Annotated in this window: 25 protein-coding genes, 1 pseudogene and 1 riboswitch; of the genes and pseudogenes, 6 read left to right on the plus strand and 20 right to left on the minus strand. The window is 61.4% G+C overall.

What is annotated here, in order from left to right; genetic code table 11:
* Positions 1 to 64: 64 nt before the first annotated feature.
* Positions 65 to 610 (minus strand): YceD family protein, encoded by a 546-nt coding sequence (locus tag VW35_RS02600; protein ID WP_046141418.1) that lies wholly within the window; start codon positions 608 to 610, stop codon positions 65 to 67.
* Complete coding sequence (locus VW35_RS02605; protein WP_152662445.1) at positions 607 to 1170, minus strand: ubiquinol-cytochrome C chaperone family protein; 564 nt, start codon at positions 1168 to 1170, stop codon at positions 607 to 609. The genes VW35_RS02600 and VW35_RS02605 overlap by 4 nt, the downstream gene beginning before the upstream one ends.
* A 125-nt stretch (positions 1171 to 1295) precedes the next feature.
* Here VW35_RS02605 and VW35_RS02610 point away from each other — a divergent pair, with 125 nt between their 5' ends.
* Positions 1296 to 1745 (plus strand): outer membrane protein assembly factor BamE, encoded by a 450-nt coding sequence (locus VW35_RS02610; RefSeq protein WP_046141419.1) that lies wholly within the window; start codon positions 1296 to 1298, stop codon positions 1743 to 1745.
* 179 nt (positions 1746 to 1924) lie between these two features.
* Positions 1925 to 2242: a hypothetical protein gene (locus VW35_RS02615; protein WP_046141420.1), complete on the plus strand. Its 318-nt coding sequence runs from the start codon at positions 1925 to 1927 to the stop codon at positions 2240 to 2242.
* A gap of 45 nt (positions 2243 to 2287) precedes the next feature.
* Here VW35_RS02615 and nusB read toward each other — a convergent pair whose 3' ends face one another.
* From nusB to glyA, 4 genes are all read right to left on the minus strand, one after another.
* Entirely contained in the window at positions 2288 to 2782 is a 495-nt protein-coding gene (nusB, locus tag VW35_RS02620; RefSeq protein WP_046141421.1) for a transcription antitermination factor NusB, read from the minus strand.
* On the minus strand, positions 2783 to 3256 hold the full coding sequence (gene ribH / locus VW35_RS02625; RefSeq protein WP_046141696.1) for a 6,7-dimethyl-8-ribityllumazine synthase: 474 nt from the start codon (positions 3254 to 3256) through the stop codon (positions 2783 to 2785). It abuts the gene before it with no gap.
* Between the two features lie 116 nt (positions 3257 to 3372).
* Positions 3373 to 3852 (minus strand): transcriptional regulator NrdR, encoded by a 480-nt coding sequence (gene nrdR / locus VW35_RS02630; RefSeq protein WP_046141422.1) that lies wholly within the window; start codon positions 3850 to 3852, stop codon positions 3373 to 3375.
* 14 nt (positions 3853 to 3866) lie between these two features.
* The gene (gene glyA / locus VW35_RS02635; protein WP_046141423.1) at positions 3867 to 5165 is read right to left on the minus strand and encodes a serine hydroxymethyltransferase; all 1299 of its coding nucleotides are present in this window, start codon (positions 5163 to 5165) and stop codon (positions 3867 to 3869) included.
* A gap of 120 nt (positions 5166 to 5285) precedes the next feature.
* A riboswitch (ZMP/ZTP riboswitch) is annotated at positions 5286 to 5369 on the minus strand.
* 114 nt (positions 5370 to 5483) lie between these two features.
* Here glyA and VW35_RS20360 point away from each other — a divergent pair.
* Positions 5484 to 5936 (plus strand): BA14K family protein, encoded by a 453-nt coding sequence (locus VW35_RS20360; RefSeq protein WP_052951446.1) that lies wholly within the window; start codon positions 5484 to 5486, stop codon positions 5934 to 5936.
* On the opposite strand, the gene VW35_RS02650 is transcribed toward VW35_RS20360, so the two are convergent.
* The 4 genes from VW35_RS02650 to VW35_RS02665 form a co-directional block, all read right to left on the minus strand.
* Positions 5933 to 6145: a DUF6898 family protein gene (locus VW35_RS02650; RefSeq protein WP_046141425.1), complete on the minus strand. Its 213-nt coding sequence runs from the start codon at positions 6143 to 6145 to the stop codon at positions 5933 to 5935. The two genes, VW35_RS20360 and VW35_RS02650, sit on opposite strands and share 4 nt — an antisense overlap.
* A gap of 190 nt (positions 6146 to 6335) precedes the next feature.
* A complete protein-coding gene (locus VW35_RS02655; protein WP_161796845.1) occupies positions 6336 to 7649 on the minus strand; it encodes a L,D-transpeptidase family protein in 1314 nt (437 codons plus the stop codon).
* Between the two features lie 267 nt (positions 7650 to 7916).
* Positions 7917 to 8426 (minus strand): transcriptional regulator LdtR, encoded by a 510-nt coding sequence (gene ldtR / locus VW35_RS02660; RefSeq protein WP_046141426.1) that lies wholly within the window; start codon positions 8424 to 8426, stop codon positions 7917 to 7919.
* Between the two features lie 224 nt (positions 8427 to 8650).
* Positions 8651 to 9037 carry a DUF6163 family protein gene (locus VW35_RS02665; RefSeq protein WP_046141427.1) on the minus strand — a complete coding sequence of 129 codons (387 nt, stop codon included), beginning with the start codon at positions 9035 to 9037 and terminating at the stop codon, positions 8651 to 8653.
* A 173-nt stretch (positions 9038 to 9210) separates the two neighbouring features.
* On the opposite strand from VW35_RS02665, the gene hemB reads away from it, so the two are divergent.
* Positions 9211 to 10224: a porphobilinogen synthase gene (gene hemB, locus VW35_RS02670; RefSeq protein ID WP_046141428.1), complete on the plus strand. Its 1014-nt coding sequence runs from the start codon at positions 9211 to 9213 to the stop codon at positions 10222 to 10224.
* Here the strand turns inward: hemB and VW35_RS02675 are convergent.
* Positions 10221 to 11159: a DMT family transporter gene (locus VW35_RS02675; RefSeq protein ID WP_046141699.1), complete on the minus strand. Its 939-nt coding sequence runs from the start codon at positions 11157 to 11159 to the stop codon at positions 10221 to 10223. The two genes, hemB and VW35_RS02675, sit on opposite strands and share 4 nt — an antisense overlap.
* Before the next feature lie 104 nt (positions 11160 to 11263).
* Positions 11264 to 12061: pseudogene (locus VW35_RS02680) on the minus strand (class I SAM-dependent methyltransferase).
* 94 nt (positions 12062 to 12155) lie between these two features.
* Here VW35_RS02680 and VW35_RS02685 point away from each other — a divergent pair.
* Both VW35_RS02685 and VW35_RS02690 read left to right on the plus strand, forming a co-directional pair.
* Entirely contained in the window at positions 12156 to 12701 is a 546-nt protein-coding gene (locus VW35_RS02685) for an RDD family protein (protein WP_052951447.1), read from the plus strand.
* A gap of 59 nt (positions 12702 to 12760) precedes the next feature.
* Positions 12761 to 13492 carry an arginyltransferase gene (locus VW35_RS02690; RefSeq protein WP_046141429.1) on the plus strand — a complete coding sequence of 244 codons (732 nt, stop codon included), beginning with the start codon at positions 12761 to 12763 and terminating at the stop codon, positions 13490 to 13492.
* Positions 13493 to 13511: 19 nt separating this feature from the next.
* On the opposite strand, the gene VW35_RS02695 is transcribed toward VW35_RS02690, so the two are convergent.
* The 8 genes from VW35_RS02695 to acpS form a co-directional block, all read right to left on the minus strand.
* A complete protein-coding gene (locus VW35_RS02695) occupies positions 13512 to 13820 on the minus strand; it encodes a Dabb family protein (RefSeq protein WP_046141430.1) in 309 nt (102 codons plus the stop codon).
* A gap of 219 nt (positions 13821 to 14039) precedes the next feature.
* Positions 14040 to 16340, minus strand: a complete 2301-nt coding sequence (gene parC, locus VW35_RS02700; RefSeq protein ID WP_046141431.1) for a DNA topoisomerase IV subunit A — start codon at positions 16338 to 16340, stop codon at positions 14040 to 14042.
* 97 nt (positions 16341 to 16437) lie between these two features.
* Positions 16438 to 17148 carry a DNA repair protein RecO gene (gene recO, locus VW35_RS02705; protein WP_046141432.1) on the minus strand — a complete coding sequence of 237 codons (711 nt, stop codon included), beginning with the start codon at positions 17146 to 17148 and terminating at the stop codon, positions 16438 to 16440.
* A 3-nt stretch (positions 17149 to 17151) separates the two neighbouring features.
* Entirely contained in the window at positions 17152 to 17532 is a 381-nt protein-coding gene (locus tag VW35_RS02710; RefSeq protein ID WP_046141433.1) for a YkvA family protein, read from the minus strand.
* Positions 17529 to 18461 (minus strand): GTPase Era, encoded by a 933-nt coding sequence (gene era / locus VW35_RS02715; protein ID WP_046141434.1) that lies wholly within the window; start codon positions 18459 to 18461, stop codon positions 17529 to 17531. The genes VW35_RS02710 and era overlap by 4 nt, the downstream gene beginning before the upstream one ends.
* Positions 18458 to 19165, minus strand: coding sequence for a ribonuclease III (gene rnc / locus VW35_RS02720; RefSeq protein WP_046141435.1), 708 nt, complete (start codon positions 19163 to 19165; stop codon positions 18458 to 18460). The genes era and rnc overlap by 4 nt, the downstream gene beginning before the upstream one ends.
* Positions 19162 to 19986: a signal peptidase I gene (gene lepB / locus VW35_RS02725; protein WP_046141436.1), complete on the minus strand. Its 825-nt coding sequence runs from the start codon at positions 19984 to 19986 to the stop codon at positions 19162 to 19164. Before lepB ends, rnc begins: the two co-directional genes overlap by 4 nt.
* Positions 19987 to 20016: 30 nt before the next feature.
* Positions 20017 to 20436 carry a holo-ACP synthase gene (gene acpS / locus VW35_RS02730; RefSeq protein WP_046141437.1) on the minus strand — a complete coding sequence of 140 codons (420 nt, stop codon included), beginning with the start codon at positions 20434 to 20436 and terminating at the stop codon, positions 20017 to 20019.
* Between the last annotated feature and the right edge of the window lie 21 nt (positions 20437 to 20457).

Raw genomic sequence — 20457 nt, forward strand, 5'->3', positions numbered from 1 at the left:
CCGCGTGGGCAGGCATGCCAACATATCCCATCAAGGGTCGGGTGCAAGCCCCGACCGGGATGGCTCACTCTTGGTTCTTCGGCTTCAACCGCGCGAGCGCGGCGAAGGGCCCGGTGCCCGGATCGATCGCCTGGGGTGCAACCGTGCTCAAATCTTCCGCCGGGAGACGGGGATAGGGGTCGATGGCGAGCGCCAGAGTCTCGACCACCAGTGCGCTAAGATCGACCTCAGCGCCATCGATGTGATCGGGGAAATCGTCGTCTTCGAGGTCGACGAACACTTCGGAGCCTGGCGCCGGGGCGTCGTCCATGGCCGAAGCCGGAAGGAAGACGCGATCGATTTCTTCGTGGATATCCTGGGTGACCGGCTCGAAGCTGACAACCGAGGGTTGGGTGATGCTGGCTTCGAGCGTGCCCTGAGCCCTCAGACCACCGCGCAGGGGCACGACCGTGAGCGTCGCGACAAAGCGCTCGACGCTGGTGATCTTCATGATTTCGGCGATCTTTTCGCGCGTGGGCGCGTCGGCGTCGACGCTCACCGAGCGTCCGCCGGCCGGCAATTTGTCGATGCGCACGATGGCGTCGAAGAGAGGTTCGGTGTGGTCACTCATGCAGCAGGTCCGAAAGTCACTGTTCCAGCCGTAATGGTTTCAACCGGCTGGGCCGCAAGGGCGGCATCCTGGGCAAAGACATAATCGGCAAGGCGCTGAGCCTCTTCGATATTGTGCCCATCATAGATATTGCGCGAAAGCACGGCGGCAAGGGCTTCGCGATCACGGCGATCCATAGCGTCATTGATGGCAGCAAGAAGGCCGAAGAAGAGATTGCCCATCTTCTGGATCTTCTTGGGCACGCCGAGATCCCCTGCCCCCATTTCCCGCAAGGAGCGATCCATGTCCTTGAAAAAGAGATCGAAAACCGCCTGGCTGAAATCCTTGCCGGCGCCGGTATTGGCGCGGAGGCGGCGGAAGACGAGGGCCATGTGGAGGCTAATCATGTCGAAGCGCCCGGTGACCGTATCGGGCACGCCCCACTCGGCGTAAAAGACCGGTTGCCGGGATTGCGCCACAATGGCCCGATAGACGCCGTAAACAGCGTCGGTCGCGGTGTTTTTGCGGAACAGAGACAGGATCATGGGATTGCGCTCAGCCTCGGGATGGGTCAAACACATGCATTGTTTGCCGGCCAATGCCAACTTGTCAGCGCAGTCTTCTGACAGCTAAACATTTCGGCGACCAACGGGCACGCGCCTTGTTGTCACGCCTTTAGTCGAGAGCCATCGGGAAAGTCAAATTCATGCCCATGCGTATTGCTTCCGCTCCCATCGCGCCGTTCGCTGCTGCAGCCCTGCTGGCTGTGGCGCTGGCAGCCTGTACGAGCAGCACCTCGCTCGTGACCAAGCGCACCCAGGGCTATGAAATTTCCGACAGCGCGATGCAGCAGATCCGCGTGGGCCAGAGCGAGCAGCTCGTGACCCTCGTGCTCGGTTCGCCGCAATCGACCAATACTTTCGGCGACCAGACCGCCTGGTATTATGTGCAGACCAAGGTGCAGCAGACCTCGTTCGGCATGACGACCGCGATGGACCGGACGGTGCTCGCCATCTATTTCGACAAGAACAAGAAGGTCATCGACAAGGCCGTCTATTCGGCAGCCGACGGCAAGACCGTCACCATCGAGAGCCGTCGCACACCATCCTTCGGCGAAGACCGCACATTTATCGACCAGATCCTGCAGTCGTTCTGAGTTTTATTCCATCAGGCATGGGAAGCTCCGGTGGATGCCGGGGCTTTTTTTGCTTTTTGGGGCTCATACGAGACGGTCGAGACGAAATCCACCAGCGACGCAGCGACAATTTAGGCACAAAGCAACGCAATCGCGGGATTGGCATTGTGAAAGTATTCATTAACCAATGGAGTTGATCAATGCTTCGTACAGTTGCCGCTGCGGTTGCCATGGCCGGCATTTTCGCTGCACTCCCCGTCCAGGCCCAGACCACCATCGGTGGCATTACCGTGCCTGCCGAACAGTCCGCCGCTCTCGATGAGTATTGCCGTTCGCTCGTTCGCGAAGCTGATCCCGGGGCTGGCGATACCGGCGCCACTGCAGCCGACCCCACCAACACTGATGGCACCGTGACCACCGGCGCCCCGATGGCCGGCGATATCGATCTCTCCCAGATCACGGTGAGCGATTGCCGCGACGCCGGCTACTATACGACGCCGCAGACGGGCTCCAACTGATCTAAGTCTGACGTCCGGCGCGGACAGGCTGCGCCGGACTTTTCTTCAGGCCTTGTCGCCGAGATCGGCGCCGGCTGTCCGCGCAATGCTATCCAATGCGCCATTGACCATGCCCGTTGCGTCGTCTTCAAAGAAGGCGCGGGCAACATCCACATATTCGGTGATGACCACGCGGGGCGGAATGTCCTGGCGATGCAGGAGCTCGAAGGCTGCGGCACGCAGGATGGCGCGCAGGGTGGCGTCGACACGTTCCATCGGCCAGTCTTCGGCGAGGGCCTTGTCGATCGCCGGATCGATATTGAGCTGCTGCTTGGTGACGCCGCGTACGATCTGGCGGAAAAAATCGGCATCGGCGGGGAGGTATTGCTCGCCTTCGATCTCGCGGCCGAGGTGAAAGGCGCCGAACTGGGCGAGCGTATCTTCGAGCGTCGTGCGGCCCACATCCATCTGGTAGAGCGCCTGAACGGCGGCGAGGCGGGCAGCGCCGCGCTGATTGGCCGGACGGGAGCCGGCGGGGTCGCGTTTGGGAATATCAGTCATCTATGCGTTCAACTTTGCCTTGAGGGCAGCAAGGGCTAATGCGGCGCGCGCAGCATCGCCGCCGCGGTCGCCTTCGGTTTTACGGGCGCGGGTCCAGGCCTGGCCTTCGTTCTCGACAGTGAGAATGCCGATGCCGAGCGGCAAGGCATCGACCACGGCCAATTCGGCGAGCGCGCGAATGCTTTCGTTGGCGACGGCGACATAGTGATTGGACTGGCCGCGGATGACGCAGCCGAGGGCCACGAAGCCGTCGTAGGCGTCGGTATCGAGCGCCATGGCGATGCCGACAGGAACTTCCATGGCTCCAGGAACGGGGATGGTTTCGTAAGTCGCGCCAGCAGCCTCGAGCGCAGCAATGGCGCCGGCCTTCATTTCATCGGCGATAGCCGGATAGGCCCGGCCTTCGACGATCAGGAAATGCAACCCCTGGGCGGAATTGGCTTCGATCGGGAAGCGCTCGCCATATGAATCCATAGCCATCATCCTCAACTCAAGCCGCACCGGCTCGCCTGCTTCGCAAAGCAGGCCGAAGCTCACCAAACCCTTAGTATCCCCGGCGAGTCAGCGCAACTGTGGGCAAGAGGCGCGGATCAATCATCCTCGGGAAGCGGCGGGGTGGCCTGGGCATCGAGCTCGGTCAGAAAGGCCCGGAAATCATTGGCCGCGGAGAAATTCTTGTAGACCGAAGCGAAGCGGACAAAGGCGACGTCATCAAGACCCTTGAGGCCTTCCATCACATATTCACCGATCTGGTCGGAGGTGATTTCGACATCGCCGAGGCTTTCGAGCTGGCGCACGATGCCGGAGATCATACGCTCGACGCGCTCGGGATCGACCGACCGCTTGCGCAGCGCCGTGTTGATGGAGCGCGTGAGCTTTTCGCGATCGAACGGGACCTTGCGGCCCGATTTCTTGACCACCATGAGATCGCGAAGCTGCACGCGCTCGAAGGTGGTGAAGCGGCCGCCGCAGGCATTGCACACGCGGCGGCGGCGGATAGCACCCGAATCTTCGGTCGGGCGGCTATCCTTCACCTGGGTATCGTCATTGCCACAATAGGGGCAGCGCATCGATTGCCTTTATCTTAGCCGTAAATAGGGAAGCGGTCGGTCAGCGTCTTGACCTTGGCACGGACAGCGGCTTCGACGGCGCCGTTGTTGTCATCGCCATTGGTCTTGAGGCCATCGAGCACTTCGATGATGAGTTCCCCGATGGTCTGGAATTCGGCCGTGCCGAAGCCGCGCGTGGTGCCCGCCGGCGTGCCGAGGCGAACGCCGGAGGTGATCGCCGGCTTTTCCGGATCGAACGGCACGGCGTTCTTGTTGCAGGTGATGTGCGCACGGCCGAGCGCGGTCTCGGTCGCCTTGCCGGTCAGGCCCTTGGGACGGAGATCGACCAGCATCAGGTGATTGTCGGTGCCGCCCGAGACGATATCGACGCCGCCCTTGACGAGGGTTTCGGCCAGGATTTTGGCATTGGCGACAACCTGGGCCGCGTATTGCTTGAATTCGGGTTGCAGCGCTTCCTTGAAGGCGACCGCCTTGGCCGCAATGACATGCATCAGCGGCCCCCCCTGGATGCCGGGGAAAATGGCCGAGTTGATCTTCTTGGCGATGTCCTCGTCATTGGTGAGGATCAGGCCGCCGCGCGGACCGCGAAGGGTCTTGTGGGTCGTCGTCGTCGCCACATGGGCATGGGGGAATGGGCTCGGATAGACGCCACCGGCAACGAGGCCGGCCACGTGCGCCATATCGACGAACAGAATGGCACCGACTTCATCGGCGATCTGGCGGAATTCCGCCCAATCGACAATGCGGGAATAGGCCGAGAAGCCCGCAACGATCATCTTGGGCTTGTGCTCGCGGGCGAGCTGGCGCACCTGGTCCATGTCCATGCGGCCATCCTGCTTGCGCAGGCCATACTGGATGGCATTGAACCACTTGCCGGACTGGTTGGGCTTGGCGCCATGAGTCAGGTGACCGCCGGCATCGAGCGACATGCCGAGGATGGTGTCGCCCGGCTGGATCAGCGCCTGATAGACGCCTTGATTGGCCTGCGAGCCGGAATTGGGCTGGACGTTGGCGAAGCCGACGCCAAAAAGCTGCTTGGCGCGCTCGATGGCAAGCGTTTCGGCCACGTCAACAAACTGGCAGCCGCCATAGTAGCGCTTGCCCGGATAGCCTTCGGCATATTTGTTGGTGAGAACCGAGCCCTGGGCTTCGAGGACTGCCTGGGAAACGATGTTTTCCGAAGCGATCAGCTCGATTTCGCTCTGCTGGCGGCCAAGCTCATCCTGAATGGCCTGGGCGATTTCCGGATCGGTTTCGGCAACCGCGGCGGAAAAGAAATGCGGAAAGAGCGGAGTAGACGTGGCAGCGCTCATGCGAAGGTTTCCTCATGAAGGATCGGGGTGACCGGCACGGCGGTGCCTTTATCACGGCGGATAGCGCGAATCCACGGACGATACAGCTGTATTGAATCCATGGGGCTCCCCTGATCGTGGATGGGTTGCCCAGGCGAGCGGCTCTCGTGACGTTCGCGTTCCCCGATGGTTCCCCATCTTTTCTCGCCAGTTGCGCGAACGCGCTCCTTATGCCGCAAAAGCGCAGTGAGGAAAAGAGCTAATGCCGCGCAACCCTTGGCCGCCGGCAACATTGAATCGGCAATCGGCATAGCGGGCCTCTGGCCCAGGAGTTTTGAAATGAACAAATTCGCCTCCGTTGTCGGCGCGCTGACCCTTGGCAGCATGGCTGCCCTGACCGCCCTCCCCGCCCAGGCGCAGAACGTCACTCTCAGCTTCGGCCAAAAATATCAGGTCGTTGAAACCTATTGCGATCGCTACCCGTCGGATCCGGATTGCGACAGCTTCTATCGCGGCAGCTGGCGCGATCGCGACTATCAGCGCTTCTACAGCACCCGCCGCGCACCGATCGACAATATCGCCTCGGGCCTTTTCGGCTTTACCTTTGGCGCGGCCCTTGGCTCGATCATCGCCAACAGCAATGCCAATGCGCGCAGCGGCGATGTCGTTGTTTCCAACAGCCGCAGCTACGATGCCCATGTGCAGGCTTGCTACAACCGCTATCGTTCCTACGACGAAGAAACCAATACGTTCATGGGTTATGACGGCGTCCGCCGTCAGTGCCAGCTCTAAGCGTATTTCCCAGGCTTTTTCGGCTCGGCGACCGGTTCCGGTTCGCCGAGCTTTTTCATGAGCTTGGCATGGGCAAGCCGCTGCATGTGCAGGCGGCTGGCATTGACTGGCGTGATAACGAAGACTTCCGTGCCGGTCACTTCGTCGATCGCGGCGACGCGCATGACCTGCCCCATCTGCACGAATTCGAACAACACCTCGCCCGGCATTGGACCTCCATTGGTACAAAGAGCTTAGCAGGGATTCGGGGAAGGCGGCCACTGGGGTAGCGCGGCCTAAAGGAAAATCCCCGCGGCTGCGGGGATTTTGCGGGTCGGTGTGTTCGTCCCATTCGAGCGTAGTCTTATGGCCTTGATCTCTCAAGATGCTCCACCGGAGCATTTGCCATAACGGATGAGATCAAGCGTCGAAGCTGACCTTGCCCTGCTCGTCGAACTTGTAAACGTCGTCACGGAAGCTGACGGTGCCTTTGCGGTTGGCCCAGGCCGTGATGTAGGTCGTGTGGATCGGCACGCGGGCCTTGCACTCGACGTCGAGGCGCTGGAGCGAGTCAAAGGTCGAGTCGACCTTCTGCTGATCCCAATCGCCATTGTCGCGCAGGAGCCAATTGACCAGCTGGTTGACGCCATCGACGCGGACGCAGCCCGAGGAGTGGAAGCGGGCGTTTTCGCCGAACAGCGCCTTGGTCGGAGTGTCGTGCAGGTAGCAATCGTAGGGATTATAGAAGTTGATCTTGCAGTGGCCCATGGAGTTGGCGGCGCCGGGCTCCTGGCGATACATGTAATTGACTTCGGCGTCGCTGATATTGGACCAGTTGATGGTCGAAGGATCAACCTTGTTACCCGAACCGTCGTAGATGAAGATATTCTGCTCGGTCAGGTAGTTCGGGTTTTCCATCATGTACTTGGTCAGGTCCTGGCGAACCAGCGACTTGGGCACATGCCAATAAGGGTTGAAGTTGATCTGGCTGATCTTGCTGGCCATGATCGGGGTGGCGCGCTCGACGCGACCGACAACGGCGGTATGTCGCTGCTCGACCATACCGTCATTGACCGCCTCGATGGTGGCGGCCGGGATGTTGACCACGACATAGCGCGGGTTGAGGTTCGCGGCCATGTTCTGGACGCGGGTGTAATTGAGATAGAGCTGCTGCAGGCGCGTCTGGGCCGGGACCGCCATGGCATACCAGGTGGCTTCATCGACCTGGCCATTGACGACGAGGCCGTGACGGGCCTGGAAGGCGCGAACGCCGGCGTCGGTCGCAGCATCGAAGACATCGTTGACGTTTTCGACGAGCGCCATGTCGCCCGAGGAAATCAGCCTGCGCTTGAGCGCCACGACCGCGCGCGAGGACTTGCCGAGGTTGAGCCCATAGGCTTCCTGCGGGATTTCCTCCCAGCCGCCGGCGGCGACGAAGGGCTCATACTGTGAAATGGCGAGCTGGAGGTTGTAGACCGTATCGTAGGACAGGATCGGCTCATTGGTGGAAATGAGCGCTTCGGCAGCGGCAGTGGCGCCGCCCTGATCCGCATCGCGCAGCACACGATTGCGCGCGAACATGTCCCAGATCGACTCTCCCTCCTGCGCCCGGGCCATGGTCGGCAACAGCGCGGTGCTGGCACCGGCGATGGCCATGGTCTGGATAAAGGAACGTCGATTTATCCGCATATCGTCACCCAAGATTCGCTTCGCCTCGATTTCGGGCGATACCATTGCCAAACCCTGCTCCACAACGGCGGTCAACGCCTTGTGAACCATGGTGGCACGTCCGTCCATAAAACGAGAAATGGTTTAAAACTCGGTAATCCGGCTGCGCCCCATTTGCGGCACAAATAAGAAACGCCGGCCATTGGCCGGCGTCTCCGCAATGAGTGTGGCGTGGAGGCAACACGTGCCCACACCCGCTCGCTATGTTCCATCCGGCCTGCGCACGGCAGGCCGATGATGCTGTCGAGGCTGACCCGCAGGCCGGCGCTTCGCCTAGAGCTTATAAAGGATCTGATCGACCCAGAAGCGCTCGAGGCGTGCGAGAGCCTTGTTGAGGTTGTCGAACTCGTCATCGCCCAGACCGCCGACCTTATCGATCGACTTGAGGTGACGATCATAGAGTTCGTCGATGACTTCCGCGACTTCTTCGCCCTTGGGGGTGAGGCGAATGCGGACCGAACGACGATCGGTGCGCGAGCGCTCCTGGAAGATGTAGCCGGTTTCGACGAGCTTCTTGAGATTGTAGGAGACGTTGGAGCCGAGATAGTAACCACGCGAACGCAGTTCGCCGGCGGTCAGTTCGCTATCGCCGATGTTGAACATCAGCAGCGCCTGGACAGGGTTGATATCGTCCCAACCCATGCGGTCGAACTCATCCTTGATCAGGTCGAGCAGGCGACGGTGCAGGCGCTCCACGCGGGAGACAGCTTCGAGATAGAGGGGCTTGAGACCTTCCGGACGGTTTGGAGAAAGTGCCTCAGCTGCGTTCGATTTGATTGCCATAGTGTGCCTCACTGTTTTTCTCTGCGTGCGATTTTTCGCATCTCATGAGGCCAAACTACGACGGCCGGACTAAGATCACCCTAAACAGCACGCTTAATGGCATCTTACTGGAAAGCAATGAGAATTTGGCTTAACGGTTCGTCACACCGGTGCATAAACTTGTAACCTTTCCGGGGTGTAAACGGGGCGAGCCCCCTCACCTCGTCATCCGGAGGCGGGCAAAGTCAGTCCGCGGCCTGCTGCCGGGTGAAGCGGAAGCTCAGCGCAAAGATGACCGAAATAGCCGCGAGCAGCACGATGCGCACGGCAAAGCCCAGGGCCGACATGCGAACGTCGGGACTGCCGGCGACATAGAGCGCGAGTTCGGCGCCGGTCGAGCCGACCAGCAGCACCGCACCCCAGCTCGCCTTGAGCCAGAGGCCGACGCCGGCGAAAAGCCGCGATAGCGAGAAGATGCCGAGGAGAATGAAGCCGGTGGGGCCCATGACGGCGAGCGGGCTGGTTTCGCCGAGATTGATGCCGAGCAGCCGACCGGCATCGCTGAGCCCCAGCGCGAGACTGAGAAGGGCGACAATGCGAATATAAAGACCGAGCTGGGGCGACTTGAACATGGCTCTTTAGTAGCGAGCGCAGGCATCTGCGACAAGCGGCGGCTTGGACATGCGCGACGCCCCTGATAAGACCCCATCAGCCAACGTGGGCACGGCCCCGCCGCCTTCCGCATCTCCGCTGCGGATCGCGCATCGCCGGCAGGCACCAAGACCACGCAGCAAGGAATAATACGATGAGCGAAAGCTGGCCAAAGCACGACATGTCCTTCCTCCAGGGCCGCAGGCCGCGCCGGTTGCGACGGACGGAGTGGAGCCGGAACATGGTGCGCGAGACCGAACTCTTGCCGCGCGACCTGATCTGGCCGCTCTTCGTCATCGAGGGGCAGAACGAGCGGACACAGATCAAGACGATGCCCGGCGTCGAGCGGCTTACGATCGATCTTTTGGTTGAGGCGGCGAAGGCGGCCCGCGATGCCGGCATTCCGGCGCTAGCGCTTTTCCCGAATACGCCGGACCATTTACGCAGCGAAGACGGGGCCGAAGCATATAACCCGGACAATTTGATGTGCCGGGCGCTGGCCGCTATCAAATCGGCAGTGCCCGAGATCGGGCTGATCGCCGACGTGGCGCTCGACGAATATTCGAGCGACGGGCAGGACGGGCTTGTAAGGGATGGTCATATCCTCAATGACGAGACTGTAGCGGCCATGGTCAGATCGGCCCTCGTGCAGGCCAAGGCTGGCGCAGACATCATCGCCCCCTCTGACATGATGGATGGGCGGGTGGCGGCGATCCGTCATGCGCTCGATGCCGACGGGTTCGAGCACGTGCAGATTATGTCCTACGCGGCCAAGTATGCGTCCTGCTATTATGGTCCGTTCCGCGAGGCGGTCGGTTCGGGCAGCCGGCTGCGCGGCGACAAGCGCACCTATCAGATGGATTACGCCAATTCGGACGAGGCGCTGCGTGAGATCGAGCAGGATATCGCGGAGGGCGCGGACAGCGTGATGATCAAGCCGGGCATGCCCTATCTCGACATCGTGCGCCGCGCCAAGGACGCCTTCAACGTGCCGATCTATGTTTATCAGGTGAGCGGGGAATATGCGATGATCGAGCTCGCCGGGGCAGCCGGCGCGATCAACCGCGATGCAGCTGTGCTCGAAAGCCTCTGGGCCTTCAAGCGCGCCGGCGCCAATGGCATCCTGACCTATTACGCGCTCGAAATGGCGCGGAAGCTCGGGCGCTAGACCGTTTCTTCCGGCGCTGCTGCAACCTCTTCCCTGGCGCGCGCTCTGCGGCGGCGCGCCATGGTTGCGCTGACGATACCTCCGCTGGCGACCAAGGCTATGCCGATGATCGCGATGGCGTCGGGCGCATGGCCGAAAATGACCCAGCCAAAAAGCGCGGCCCAGCCGAGGTGGAGATAGTTCATGGGCGCGAGAATCGCGGCGGGCGCATAGCGATAAGACTGGGTCAGAAGATAGTGCCCGAGCCCGGCCGAGACGCCGAGGCTAAGAAACAAGACGACCTGAAGTGCAGTCGGCGTTTGGCCATAGAGCGTCCAAGGCAGCATGATGCCAAAGATAATGGCGCCGAAAAGGGCCGTGTAGAAGAGGAGTGTCAAGGTGCGCTCGGTGCGTGCAAGCACGCGCGACAGGAGATTATAGCCCGTCGCAAAGACCACATTGCCGAGTGTCAGCGCTACACCCAGGGGATCGAGGCCGCCACCCGGGCGAGCGATCAACAAGACGCCGCCAAATCCAAGACCTGCGGCAAACCAGGCGGCCGGGCTGACAGCTTCGTTCAGCAGAGAGCCGGAGAGCAGGATCACGAGGACTGGCGAGAGATAGGCAATGGCGGTCGCCTCGGCGAGCGGCATCCGCTGGAGCGCCAGGCCCATGAGCAAAGACCCGAGTGCCAGACTACCACCGCGCACAATGACAAGCGCCGGGCGCGTCATCTGGATCATCCGCCGCCCCTGAAAGGGAGCGACGACAGCGATCATCAGCAGGGCATGGGTGATATAGCGGACGGCCATGACCAGCGGCACATTGTAGTCGGTGACCAGGAGCTTGTTGGCGGTGTCGGTATAGGCGAATAACAGCGTCGCCCCGACAATCAGGGCAAGGCCGCGCAATGGCTGATCGGTCAGCGGCGCGGGGGGCGCGGAAGTGGTCGACATGGGTTGGGTCCGGGGCAGCGAGCGGCAGGGCGACTCGCGAAGGGCGGGATTGGAGCGACAATAGGCGCCAAGGCCCGCCAAGCCTAGCGGAAACGCCTCAATCGCTACGCGGCTTTGCGGCTGACGACCAAGCCGACTTCCTTGGTAACATCGATGGCGCCGTTGCCGGCTTTGAACGCGGATTGAATTGCAGCGCGGAAGGCGGCCTGTTGATCGGGCGGCGCGGTATCGCCGGGTGGGTACGAGGTGAGGGCAAGATAGACGACCTCAGGATCGGTGACGCGCATGGTGGCGGGGTGGATCTTGAGTTCAGCATTGCCGAACTGTGTCTTGAGCAAGTCCCGTGCGCGGTCGAGGCCGAAGGCTTCGCCAGCAGGATCGCGTGGGGCGCTGCCGAAGACGGTGGTCAGGGCATAGAGTTCGGCCATGTTGTTGCGGCCGTTTGTCGTGACCAGAAGCGTGCCGCCGGGCCCTAGCACGCGGTGGAATTCGGCGATGGCGGCGGCCTGATCGGCCATATGGTAGAGCACGTGCATGGCGATGACGGCATCGAAGCTGGCATCTTCAAAGGGAAGATTTGCAGCATCGGCAACCCGCGTCGCGATGTTGGCGAAAGACAGCGGACGGCAGCGGGTTTCGGCTTCCGCGACCATGCCGGGTGACTGATCCAGAAGCGTCAGATCGAGGCCTTAAGGAAGCACTGGCACTGCGTCCTCCCAGAACCAGGCGGGACCACGCCCGACATCGAGTATGTTGGCGCCTGCCGCTGTGGGAAGATGCCGCGCGACCCAGGTGAACCAGGGAACGTCGGCGATTGTGAACCCACCGGAGAGTCGCGCGCGGGCCGCCAGTTTTTCGCTATCGGAATATTGGCGATCCATGCCTTCCGTTATCCGGCTCATCGCGTCCTCCCTGCTCGGGGAAGGATAGGACGGAAGGGCGAACAAGTCATCCGTCCTGGCACGGCTGTTCCATTTCTCGGCCTTGGGTCTTGCATTGCGGCGCGGTCGTGACAATTTCTCGATCATGACCCAGGATTACGCCGACGCCCGCCCTTACCTTCCCGATCCATCGACAGCGCCTGAGCTGTTCGAAGGCGTGTTGACGCGACGCGTCATCGCGCATCTGATCGATCTTGCCGTCATCGGGGCACTGCTGATGGCAGTGTCGGTCGTCGGGCTGATTCTCGGCTTCCTGACCTTCGGCCTCGCTTGGGCGGCGATGTTTCTCGTCGTGCCGGGCGTTATTGTCCTTTATTATGGGGCCACGTTGGGCTCGACGCGGCGCGCCACGATCGGCATGCAGATGATGGATATCGTCCTGACCCCGACGCGCGGACAGCCGCTCGATGGCTGGATGGCCATTCTCCATGCGGGGCTGTTTTGGGTAACCTTCTGGATTTCCTGGCCGATTTCGCTGCTCTTCGCGCTCTTCACACCGCGTCGTCAGATGATCCACGATCTTGTGGTCGGCACGCTGATGATCCGCCGGTCGCCGATGACCCGGCACTGGCAGAATACGCCCCGCACCGCATTTTACTGAAATATTGCGGCAAAAGGGCTTGAGGGGTAAACTCGTTCGATCGCAGCAACGGGTCTTCGATGACCGACCAGACTCCAGAAGCCACGCAACTGTTTCTTACGGCGGCCATGCCATGTCCCTATTTGCCGGGGCACATGGAGCGCAAGCTGTTCACGCACCTGAGCGGCCGCCGCGCTTCGGCACTGCACCATGTTCTGAGCGACAATGGATTTCGCCGTAGCCAGAACCTGATCTACCGGCCCGCCTGCGAGGGCTGCAATGCGTGCCAATCGGTGCGCATCGTTGCCGGGGAATTTGCGGCTTCCGGCCGTTTCCGCCGGGTGCTGCGCAACAATGCGGATCTCTCGATTTCGGTGCGCCCGACGACGGCCACCGCCGAGCAGTACGACCTGTTCAAGCGCTATCTCGAATCCCGCCACGCCGGCGGCGGCATGACGCAGATGTCGTATCAGGACTACGAATATATGGTCGAAGATACGCCGGTACAGTCGGTGCTGGTGGAATACCGGCTGCGTGACCATCCCGACGAACCGCTCGTTGCCGTGGCGCTGACCGATGTGATGCCCGACGGGCTTTCGATGGTCTATTCCTTCTACGATCCAGATCTCGCCCACCGAAGCCTTGGGACATTCCTGATCCTCGACCATATCGCGCAGGTACGCTCTGCCGGTCTGCGCTATGTCTATCTCGGCTATTGGGTGAAGGATTCGCCCAAGATGGCCTATAAGGCGCAGTACCGTCCGCTCGAAGTCCAGCGCGGCCACGCCGGCTGGGTGCGGGTAGAGGACTGATGCGACTGGCGTCTGCCGGTCACACCACCATATCAAACACGATCAGACCATCGCGGCCGCCTTCGAGCGCGGCAACGAGTTTGCTGCCCGCGGCCTTATGGTCCGGGTGGACGAGGTATGCATCGCGTGCGGCTTCGTCGACAAAATCCATGGTGAAGCCATCGACAAAGCCTTGGTGTGCGCCTTCGGGCGACACATTGGGGCCGGCATACATGGCGATGAAGCCGGGAACGACTTCACGCAATGATTCAAGTTCGCTGTAAAGCGCGGCGCGCTGCTCTTGCGTTACTTCAGCACGGAAACGGACGAGGACGCAGTGGCGGATCATTTTTGCGAGTCCTTGGAAGGGGTTGGAGTGAGAGTTTGAGTGGCCGAAATATATCAGTCGTCGTCACTCCCCGGTTTGTCCGGGTAGTCCATGCGGAGGCGAGATGGATTGCCGGGACGAGCCCGGCAATGACGATGTAAGGGAGATACGAAAGGCCCCTCCCCCGGCGCTATCCGCCGACCACTCCCCCAAAGGGAGAGATGAAGAAAGGGCGAGACCTCACCCAACGAATTTATTGTTCCTCGGGAAACCCGTCGGCGGCTGGCGGCCGGCAGTGGCGCGGTCGCTCAGCCAATCGGTGAGTTCTTCGGTGGGTTTGGAATAGGTGCGGCCGGAGCTGTCGGTCCAGGTGAGGCCATCCGCGGCATAGAAGGTCTTGATGTCGGAAACGCCGCCATCCTTATAGCGCTGGAGGCGGACGCCCTTGCCGCGGGTCATGGTTGCAAGCTGGGCCATGGGGAAGACAAGGAGCTTGCGGTTTTCGCCGATGGTGGCGACGCGGTCGCCGTCGCAAGGGACGATGAGGCGCGCTTCCTCGGGCAGTGAGACATTGAGGATCTGCTTGCCCTTGCGGGTATTGGCGATGAGATCGTCTTCGGGGACGATGAAGCCATAGCCGGCCGAGGAGGCAATAATACGCTTGGCGCCGGGCTTATAGACAAAGAGCGCGACGATATCCTGGCCCTCTTCCATATCGACCATGATGCGGACAGGCTCCCCCTGGCCGCGGCCGCCGGGGAGCTTGTCGGCGCCGAGCGTATAGACCTTGCCGCCCGTCGTCAGCATCAGGAGCTTATCGGTGGTCTCGCAGTTGAGCGCCAGTTTCAGGCGATCGCCGGCCTTGAACCCCTTTTCGTCGATCGGCGCATTGTGGCCCTTGGGCGCGCGGATCCAGCCCTTTTCCGAGAGGATGACGGTAATCGGCTCGCGCTCGATAAAGGCCTCGGTGATTTCGGCGGCGTCGGCTGTCGGCGCATCGAAATAAACGGTGCGGCGGGCGCCGAGGGCATGCGGGGTGACGCCATCGGCCTCAAAGAGCGGATATGCCTTTTTCAACGCTTCGACCTGCTTGGCGATCTCGCCCCACTGCTTCTTTTCTGAAGCCAGCAGCGCCTGGAGCTTGCCTTGCTCGGTGGTTAGGTTTTCGTGTTCCTTGCGAAGTTCGATTTCCTCGAGTTTGCGCAGGGAACGCAGACGCATGTTGAGGATGGCTTCCGCCTGATTATCTGTCAGGTCGAAGGTCGCCATCAGGCTTTTTTTCGCATCATCCTCCTCGCGGATGATGCGGATCACCTCGTCTAGATTGAGATAGGCGACAATATAGCCTTCGAGCACTTCGAGGCGATTGGCGATCTGTTCGAGCCGGTGCTCGGAGCGGCGGACCAAAACGATCTTGCGGTGATCGAGCCAGGCGCGCAGCGCATCGGCAAGGCTCATGACCTTAGGCGTCGTGCCCTTGTCGAGCACGTTGAGATTGAGCGGGAAGCGCAGTTCAAGCTCGGTGAGCTTAAAGAGCTGTTCCATGAGGATGACCGCGTCAACCGTGCCAGCGCGCGGCTCGAGGACGAGGCGGATATCGTCGGCGCTTTCGTCGCGTACGTCTTTGAGGAGCGGCAGTTTCTTGGCGAGCAGCAGCTCGGCGATCTTTTCGACGAGACGCGATTTCTGCACGCCATAGGGAATCTGGGTGACGACGATCTGATAAACGCCCCTGCCCTTTTCTTCCTTGTGCCAGACGGCACGGTGACGGAAGGCGCCGCGGCCGGTTTCGTAGGAAAGGACGATGGAGGAGCGGGATTCGACGAGGTGACCGCCCGTCGGGAAATCGGGGCCGCGGACGAGGTCGTCCATACTGGGCGGAGCGGAGAGATCGGCGTGGATCAGCTCTTCGGTCGTGGCGCTGGGATTATGGATGAGCTTGAGCGCAGCATTGCAGAGTTCGACGACGTTATGCGGCGGCACCGAGGTCGCCATGCCAACGGCGATGCCGGTCGAGCCATTGGCGAGAAGGTTAGGGAAATTCGAGGGGAGGACGACGGGCTCTTCGTCTTCGCCGTCATAGGTGGGGCGGAAGTCGATGGCGTTTTCGGTGATGCCTTCAAGAAGCCGCATCGAGACTTCGGTCATGCGGGATTCGGTGTAGCGCATGGCCGCGGCGCTATCGCCGTCGATATTGCCGAAATTGCCCTGGCCGTCGACGAGGGGATAGCGGAGGGCAAAGTCCTGTGCGAGGCGCACGAGTGCGTCGTAGATCGATTGGTCGCCGTGGGGGTGGAATTTACCGATGACGTCGCCGACGATACGGGCGGATTTTTTATAACCCTGGCCGGGATCGAGGCGCAGGAGGCGCATGGCGTGGATGATGCGTCGATGGACCGGTTTCAGGCCATCGCGGGCGTCCGGCAAGGCACGCTGGGTGATCGTCGAGAGGGCGTAGCTCAGATACCGTTCTTCGAGCGCCTGCTTGAGATCGACGATGCGCTGATCGTCGGCGGGTGGCAGGGTATCGGCGTCGGACATGCGGTGCTCATGCTCAGGGAGAACGAATCAGGAAGGCAGTATAGCGCCCGCCGCAGAAAGCGACAGGAAAGCCGCGGATTTCTTGGGGATTGCGCGCCTAGTGATGCTCGCGACTGAGAAGATCGACGAGCGCATCGCGAATGGTGGGCTGGTCGATCTGGCGGGCGGACCAGACGTAGCGATCAAGGAAGTGGCCGGTAAGCTTGAAGGCGTCGCGGATGTCGTGGGGCGAGGCATTGCCGCGCTCGTGGAGAAAACTCGGCAGCGGCAGGAGGCGATCGCGATAGGGTTCGGCGGCGGCGCGGGAGACGGCGCGTCCGGATTTTGGGGAGACGTGGGTCAAGTCGGTGGTAACGCCGGTCGAGGCGCAGCTCGTGAGGTCAAGCCCGAAGCCGAGTTCGTCGAGAAGGGAGAGTTCGAAGCGGGCGAGCGCGGCACCGTCGGGCGCGTGGTCGAGGAGGTTGAGAGCCTGGCCGAGAAGGCGATCATGGGGATCGCGCTCGGGGAGAAGGCGCAGGTGCTCAGTGACCAGCTGGGTCAGGTAGAGGCGCGTGCGATCGGCCATGAGATCGGCGGCGCGGCTCTGCATGAGTTCTACGGTGAAGGTACCGAGATGGTCTTCAAGGCGAGCGCGCCATGTAAGGTGAATGGTGTTGCCGACCTGGAGCGTGGCGGCGAGCCTAGGAGACCGTCCGCCCCGCACAAGACCGGCATAGCGGCCGCGACCGGCAACCATGGCCTCGGCGATGAGACTGGTCTCGCCGTGGCGTCGGACGCCTATCAGCAGGGCTTCACCGGTCCATTCCATGACTCAGATGATATCGTTGAGCCAGGCGAAGAGCGCAAGAGCGGCGAGTAGCCAGAGGGCGAGGATGACGAGCAAGCCGGCACGGCTCGTGGGCTTGGCAGCCATCGTTGCGGCATGGATCCGAAAATCGGCAAGCAGGGTGTCGGGGATCAGCTTCATCACGAGGACGATGCCCAACGGGACGATAAGCAGGTCATCGAGATAGCCAAGGACAGGTACGAAATCGGGAATAAGATCAACCGGCGATAGCGCATAAGCGGCAACGCATGCTGCAAGAATGCGCGCCGACCATGGCGTGCGGGGGTCGCGCGCAGCGATCCAAAGCGTCAGCACGTCCCGCTTGATGGCGCGCGCCCAAGTCTTGGCGCGCTCGATAAAAGTCACTTCTTCTCATGCGGAAATTCGAGGCCCATTTCCTGGTAGCGCTCGGGATCGTCGGCCCACTTTTCGCGGACTTTGACGAAGAGGAAAAGGTGGATCGGCACCTCGTACATCGCCATCAGTTCCTTGCGCGATTCCGCGCCGATCGCCTTGATGGTCTGGCCGCCGGCGCCGAGCACAATCTTCTTGTGGCTTTCTCGGGCGAGGTAGATCACCTGGTCGATCTTGTAGGAGCCGTCCTTCTGGATCTTGAAACTCTCGGTCTCTACCGTCGAGGTATAGGGGATTTCGTCGTGAACGCGGAGGAAGAGCTTTTCGCGCGTCACTTCGGCGGCAGTAATGGCCATGGTGAGATCGGTGAGGTGATCTTCCGGGAAATGCCAGGGACCGGGGGGAACGTGCTTTACGCACCAGTCGATGAAATCGGTGACGCCATCACCCTTCAGGGCCGAGAGCATGAAGGTCGATTCAAAACGCAGCCGGCCGTTGAGATCCTGCGCTAGTTCGAGCAGCTTTTCGCGCTTTACCTGGTCGATCTTGTTGAGGATCAAAACTTTTGGGTGCGGAATGTTCTCGAGGCCTTCGATCAGAAGTTCGATATCGGGCGTGATGCCGCGGTCGGCGTCGATCAGGAAGGCGACGATATCGGCATCCCCTGCCCCGCCCCAGGCACTATCGACCATGGCGCGATCGAGCCGGCGCTTGGGGGTAAAGACGCCGGGGGTATCGACGAAGACGAGCTGGGTCTGATCGAGGGTGAGGACGCCGCGCACCTGGCTGCGGGTGGTCTGCGCCTTATGGGTGACGATGGAAACCTTGGTGCCGACCAGCGAATTGAGCAGTGTCGACTTGCCGGCATTGGGCGCACCGACGAGAGCGATGAAGCCGCAGGCGGTATTGGCGAGATCGACGGGCGCGATCGGGTCGGTCATGAGCGGTCCTTCCAAACATTCTGGCGCTTGAGGAAATCCTCGGCAGCCTTGTGTTCGGCTATTTTCTTGGAGGGGCCAGTCGCCGAGATACGCTCGAAACCAGCGAGATCGATGGCGATGGTGAATTCGGGAGCATGGTCGGGGCCGGTGCGCTCGACGAGTGCATAGGTCGGCGGTTCGAGGCCACGCGCCTGCGCCCATTCCTGCAGCGTCGTCTTGGCATCGGCGCGGTGGGTCTGGCCGTCGGCGATGAATTCTTCGAAATGCTTGCGGACGAATTCGGCGGCGGGTTCGAGGCCTCCGTCGAGAAAGATCGCGCCGATAATGGCTTCGGTGACGTCGCCGAGAATGGCTTCCTTATCCGCGCCGCCGGTGCGGGCTTCGCTGTCTCCCAGGATCATTTCGGGTCCGAGGCCAAGCTGGCGGGCGATGATGGCGCAGGTTTCCTTACGCACGAGCGTATTGAGCGTGCGGCTCAATTCGCCCTCATTAGCCTTGGGGAAGCGGGCATAAAGCATGTCCGCCACGACGAGGCCGAGGACGCGATCGCCCAGGAATTCGAGCCGCTGATAGGAGCGCTCGACGCGCTTGCCCGGAGAGACGGCGCTCGAATGGGTCAAGGCGCGCGAGAGAAGATCCGGATCGGCGAAATGATGGCCGAGACGGTTCTGAAGCTGGTCGTGGCTTTTGTCGCGCCGGCTCACGGGGCAGCCGTCGTGTCATATGGCGGGTTGCCATAGACGGATTCGAACATGCGATCCCAGCGGACATTGGCCGGCCACTGCCAGATCTGCCACGGCGGCAGGTTATCCTTGATCGAGAAGAAGCGCGCTTCGGCCTTGGCGATCAGGTTGACGGCGGGCACATAGCCGACCTGAGAGAGAACGCGGCTATCGGCGGAGCGGTCGCGGTTGTCGCCCATCATGAAATAATGGCCGGCGGGCACGACATATTCCGGCGTGTTATCCAGCGGCGCGTTGTCCGAGATTTCCTGGATGATGTGGGTCGTGCCTTCGGGGAACGTTTCGCGATAGACTTGGACCTCGCGGGCATCGCCATTGCTGTCGGTATCGGTCGTCGTGCCGACCAGTTCGCGCTCGATCATAACGTCGTTGATGTAGAGACGCCCTTCCCTCATTTGAATGCGATCGCCCGGCAGACCGACGACGCGCTTGATATATTCCTGGGTCTGCGGGACCGGACGGAAGACGGCGATGTCGCCGCGGTTCGGTTCGCGCCCAAGGATGCGGTTGGAAATCGGCAGCTCGAAATCGAGCAGGCTGAAATCGCCGTAGCGGCCGAGCGAGAAGGAATGCTTGCCGTAGCCCCAGACGAACTTGTTGGCGACGAAGTAATCGCCGATCATCAGGGTCTGCTGCATGGACGCCGTCGGGATCGAAAACGGCTGATAGAGGAAAAAGCGCAGCACGATGGCGATCAGCAGCGCTTCGACAATGACCACGAAAGTATCCCACCATTCGCTGGCGGCGGATTTCTTGACTGACTTGTTGGCAGGTTGGGTCATTGCAGTTCCAGGATAGCGCTGAGGAGAGCGTTAGACGCTTGCCCGCGAGGGGTCAACCGGCAGCGCTTCGATGATGACGAAAGCCTGCGCAAGGCCGGCATCGTCGGTGATGGTGAGGTGAATATGGGGCTCGTGGCCGGGGGGCATGAGACGCTCGAGCGCGCGCAGAGCGCCATTGGTCAGTTTCATCGTAGGCTTGCCCGACGGCAGGTTCACGACGCCCATGTCGCGCCAATAAACGCCAAAACTAAGGCCGGTGCCGAGCGCCTTGGAACACGCTTCCTTAGCGGCGAAACGCTTGGCATAGGACGCCGCCCGCTGGGCCCGGCGATCGGACTTCTTCCGCTCGATCTCGGTAAAGCAGCGATTGGTGAAGCGCTCGCCATAACGCTCGATCGTGTTAGCGATGCGATGGATCTGGATAAGGTCGGAGCCGAGGCCGATGATCATTCTTTTTATTCCTTGAAGGAC

The organism is Devosia soli (assembly GCF_000970455.1).
In the GTDB taxonomy this organism is placed as follows: domain Bacteria; phylum Pseudomonadota; class Alphaproteobacteria; order Rhizobiales; family Devosiaceae; genus Devosia; species Devosia soli.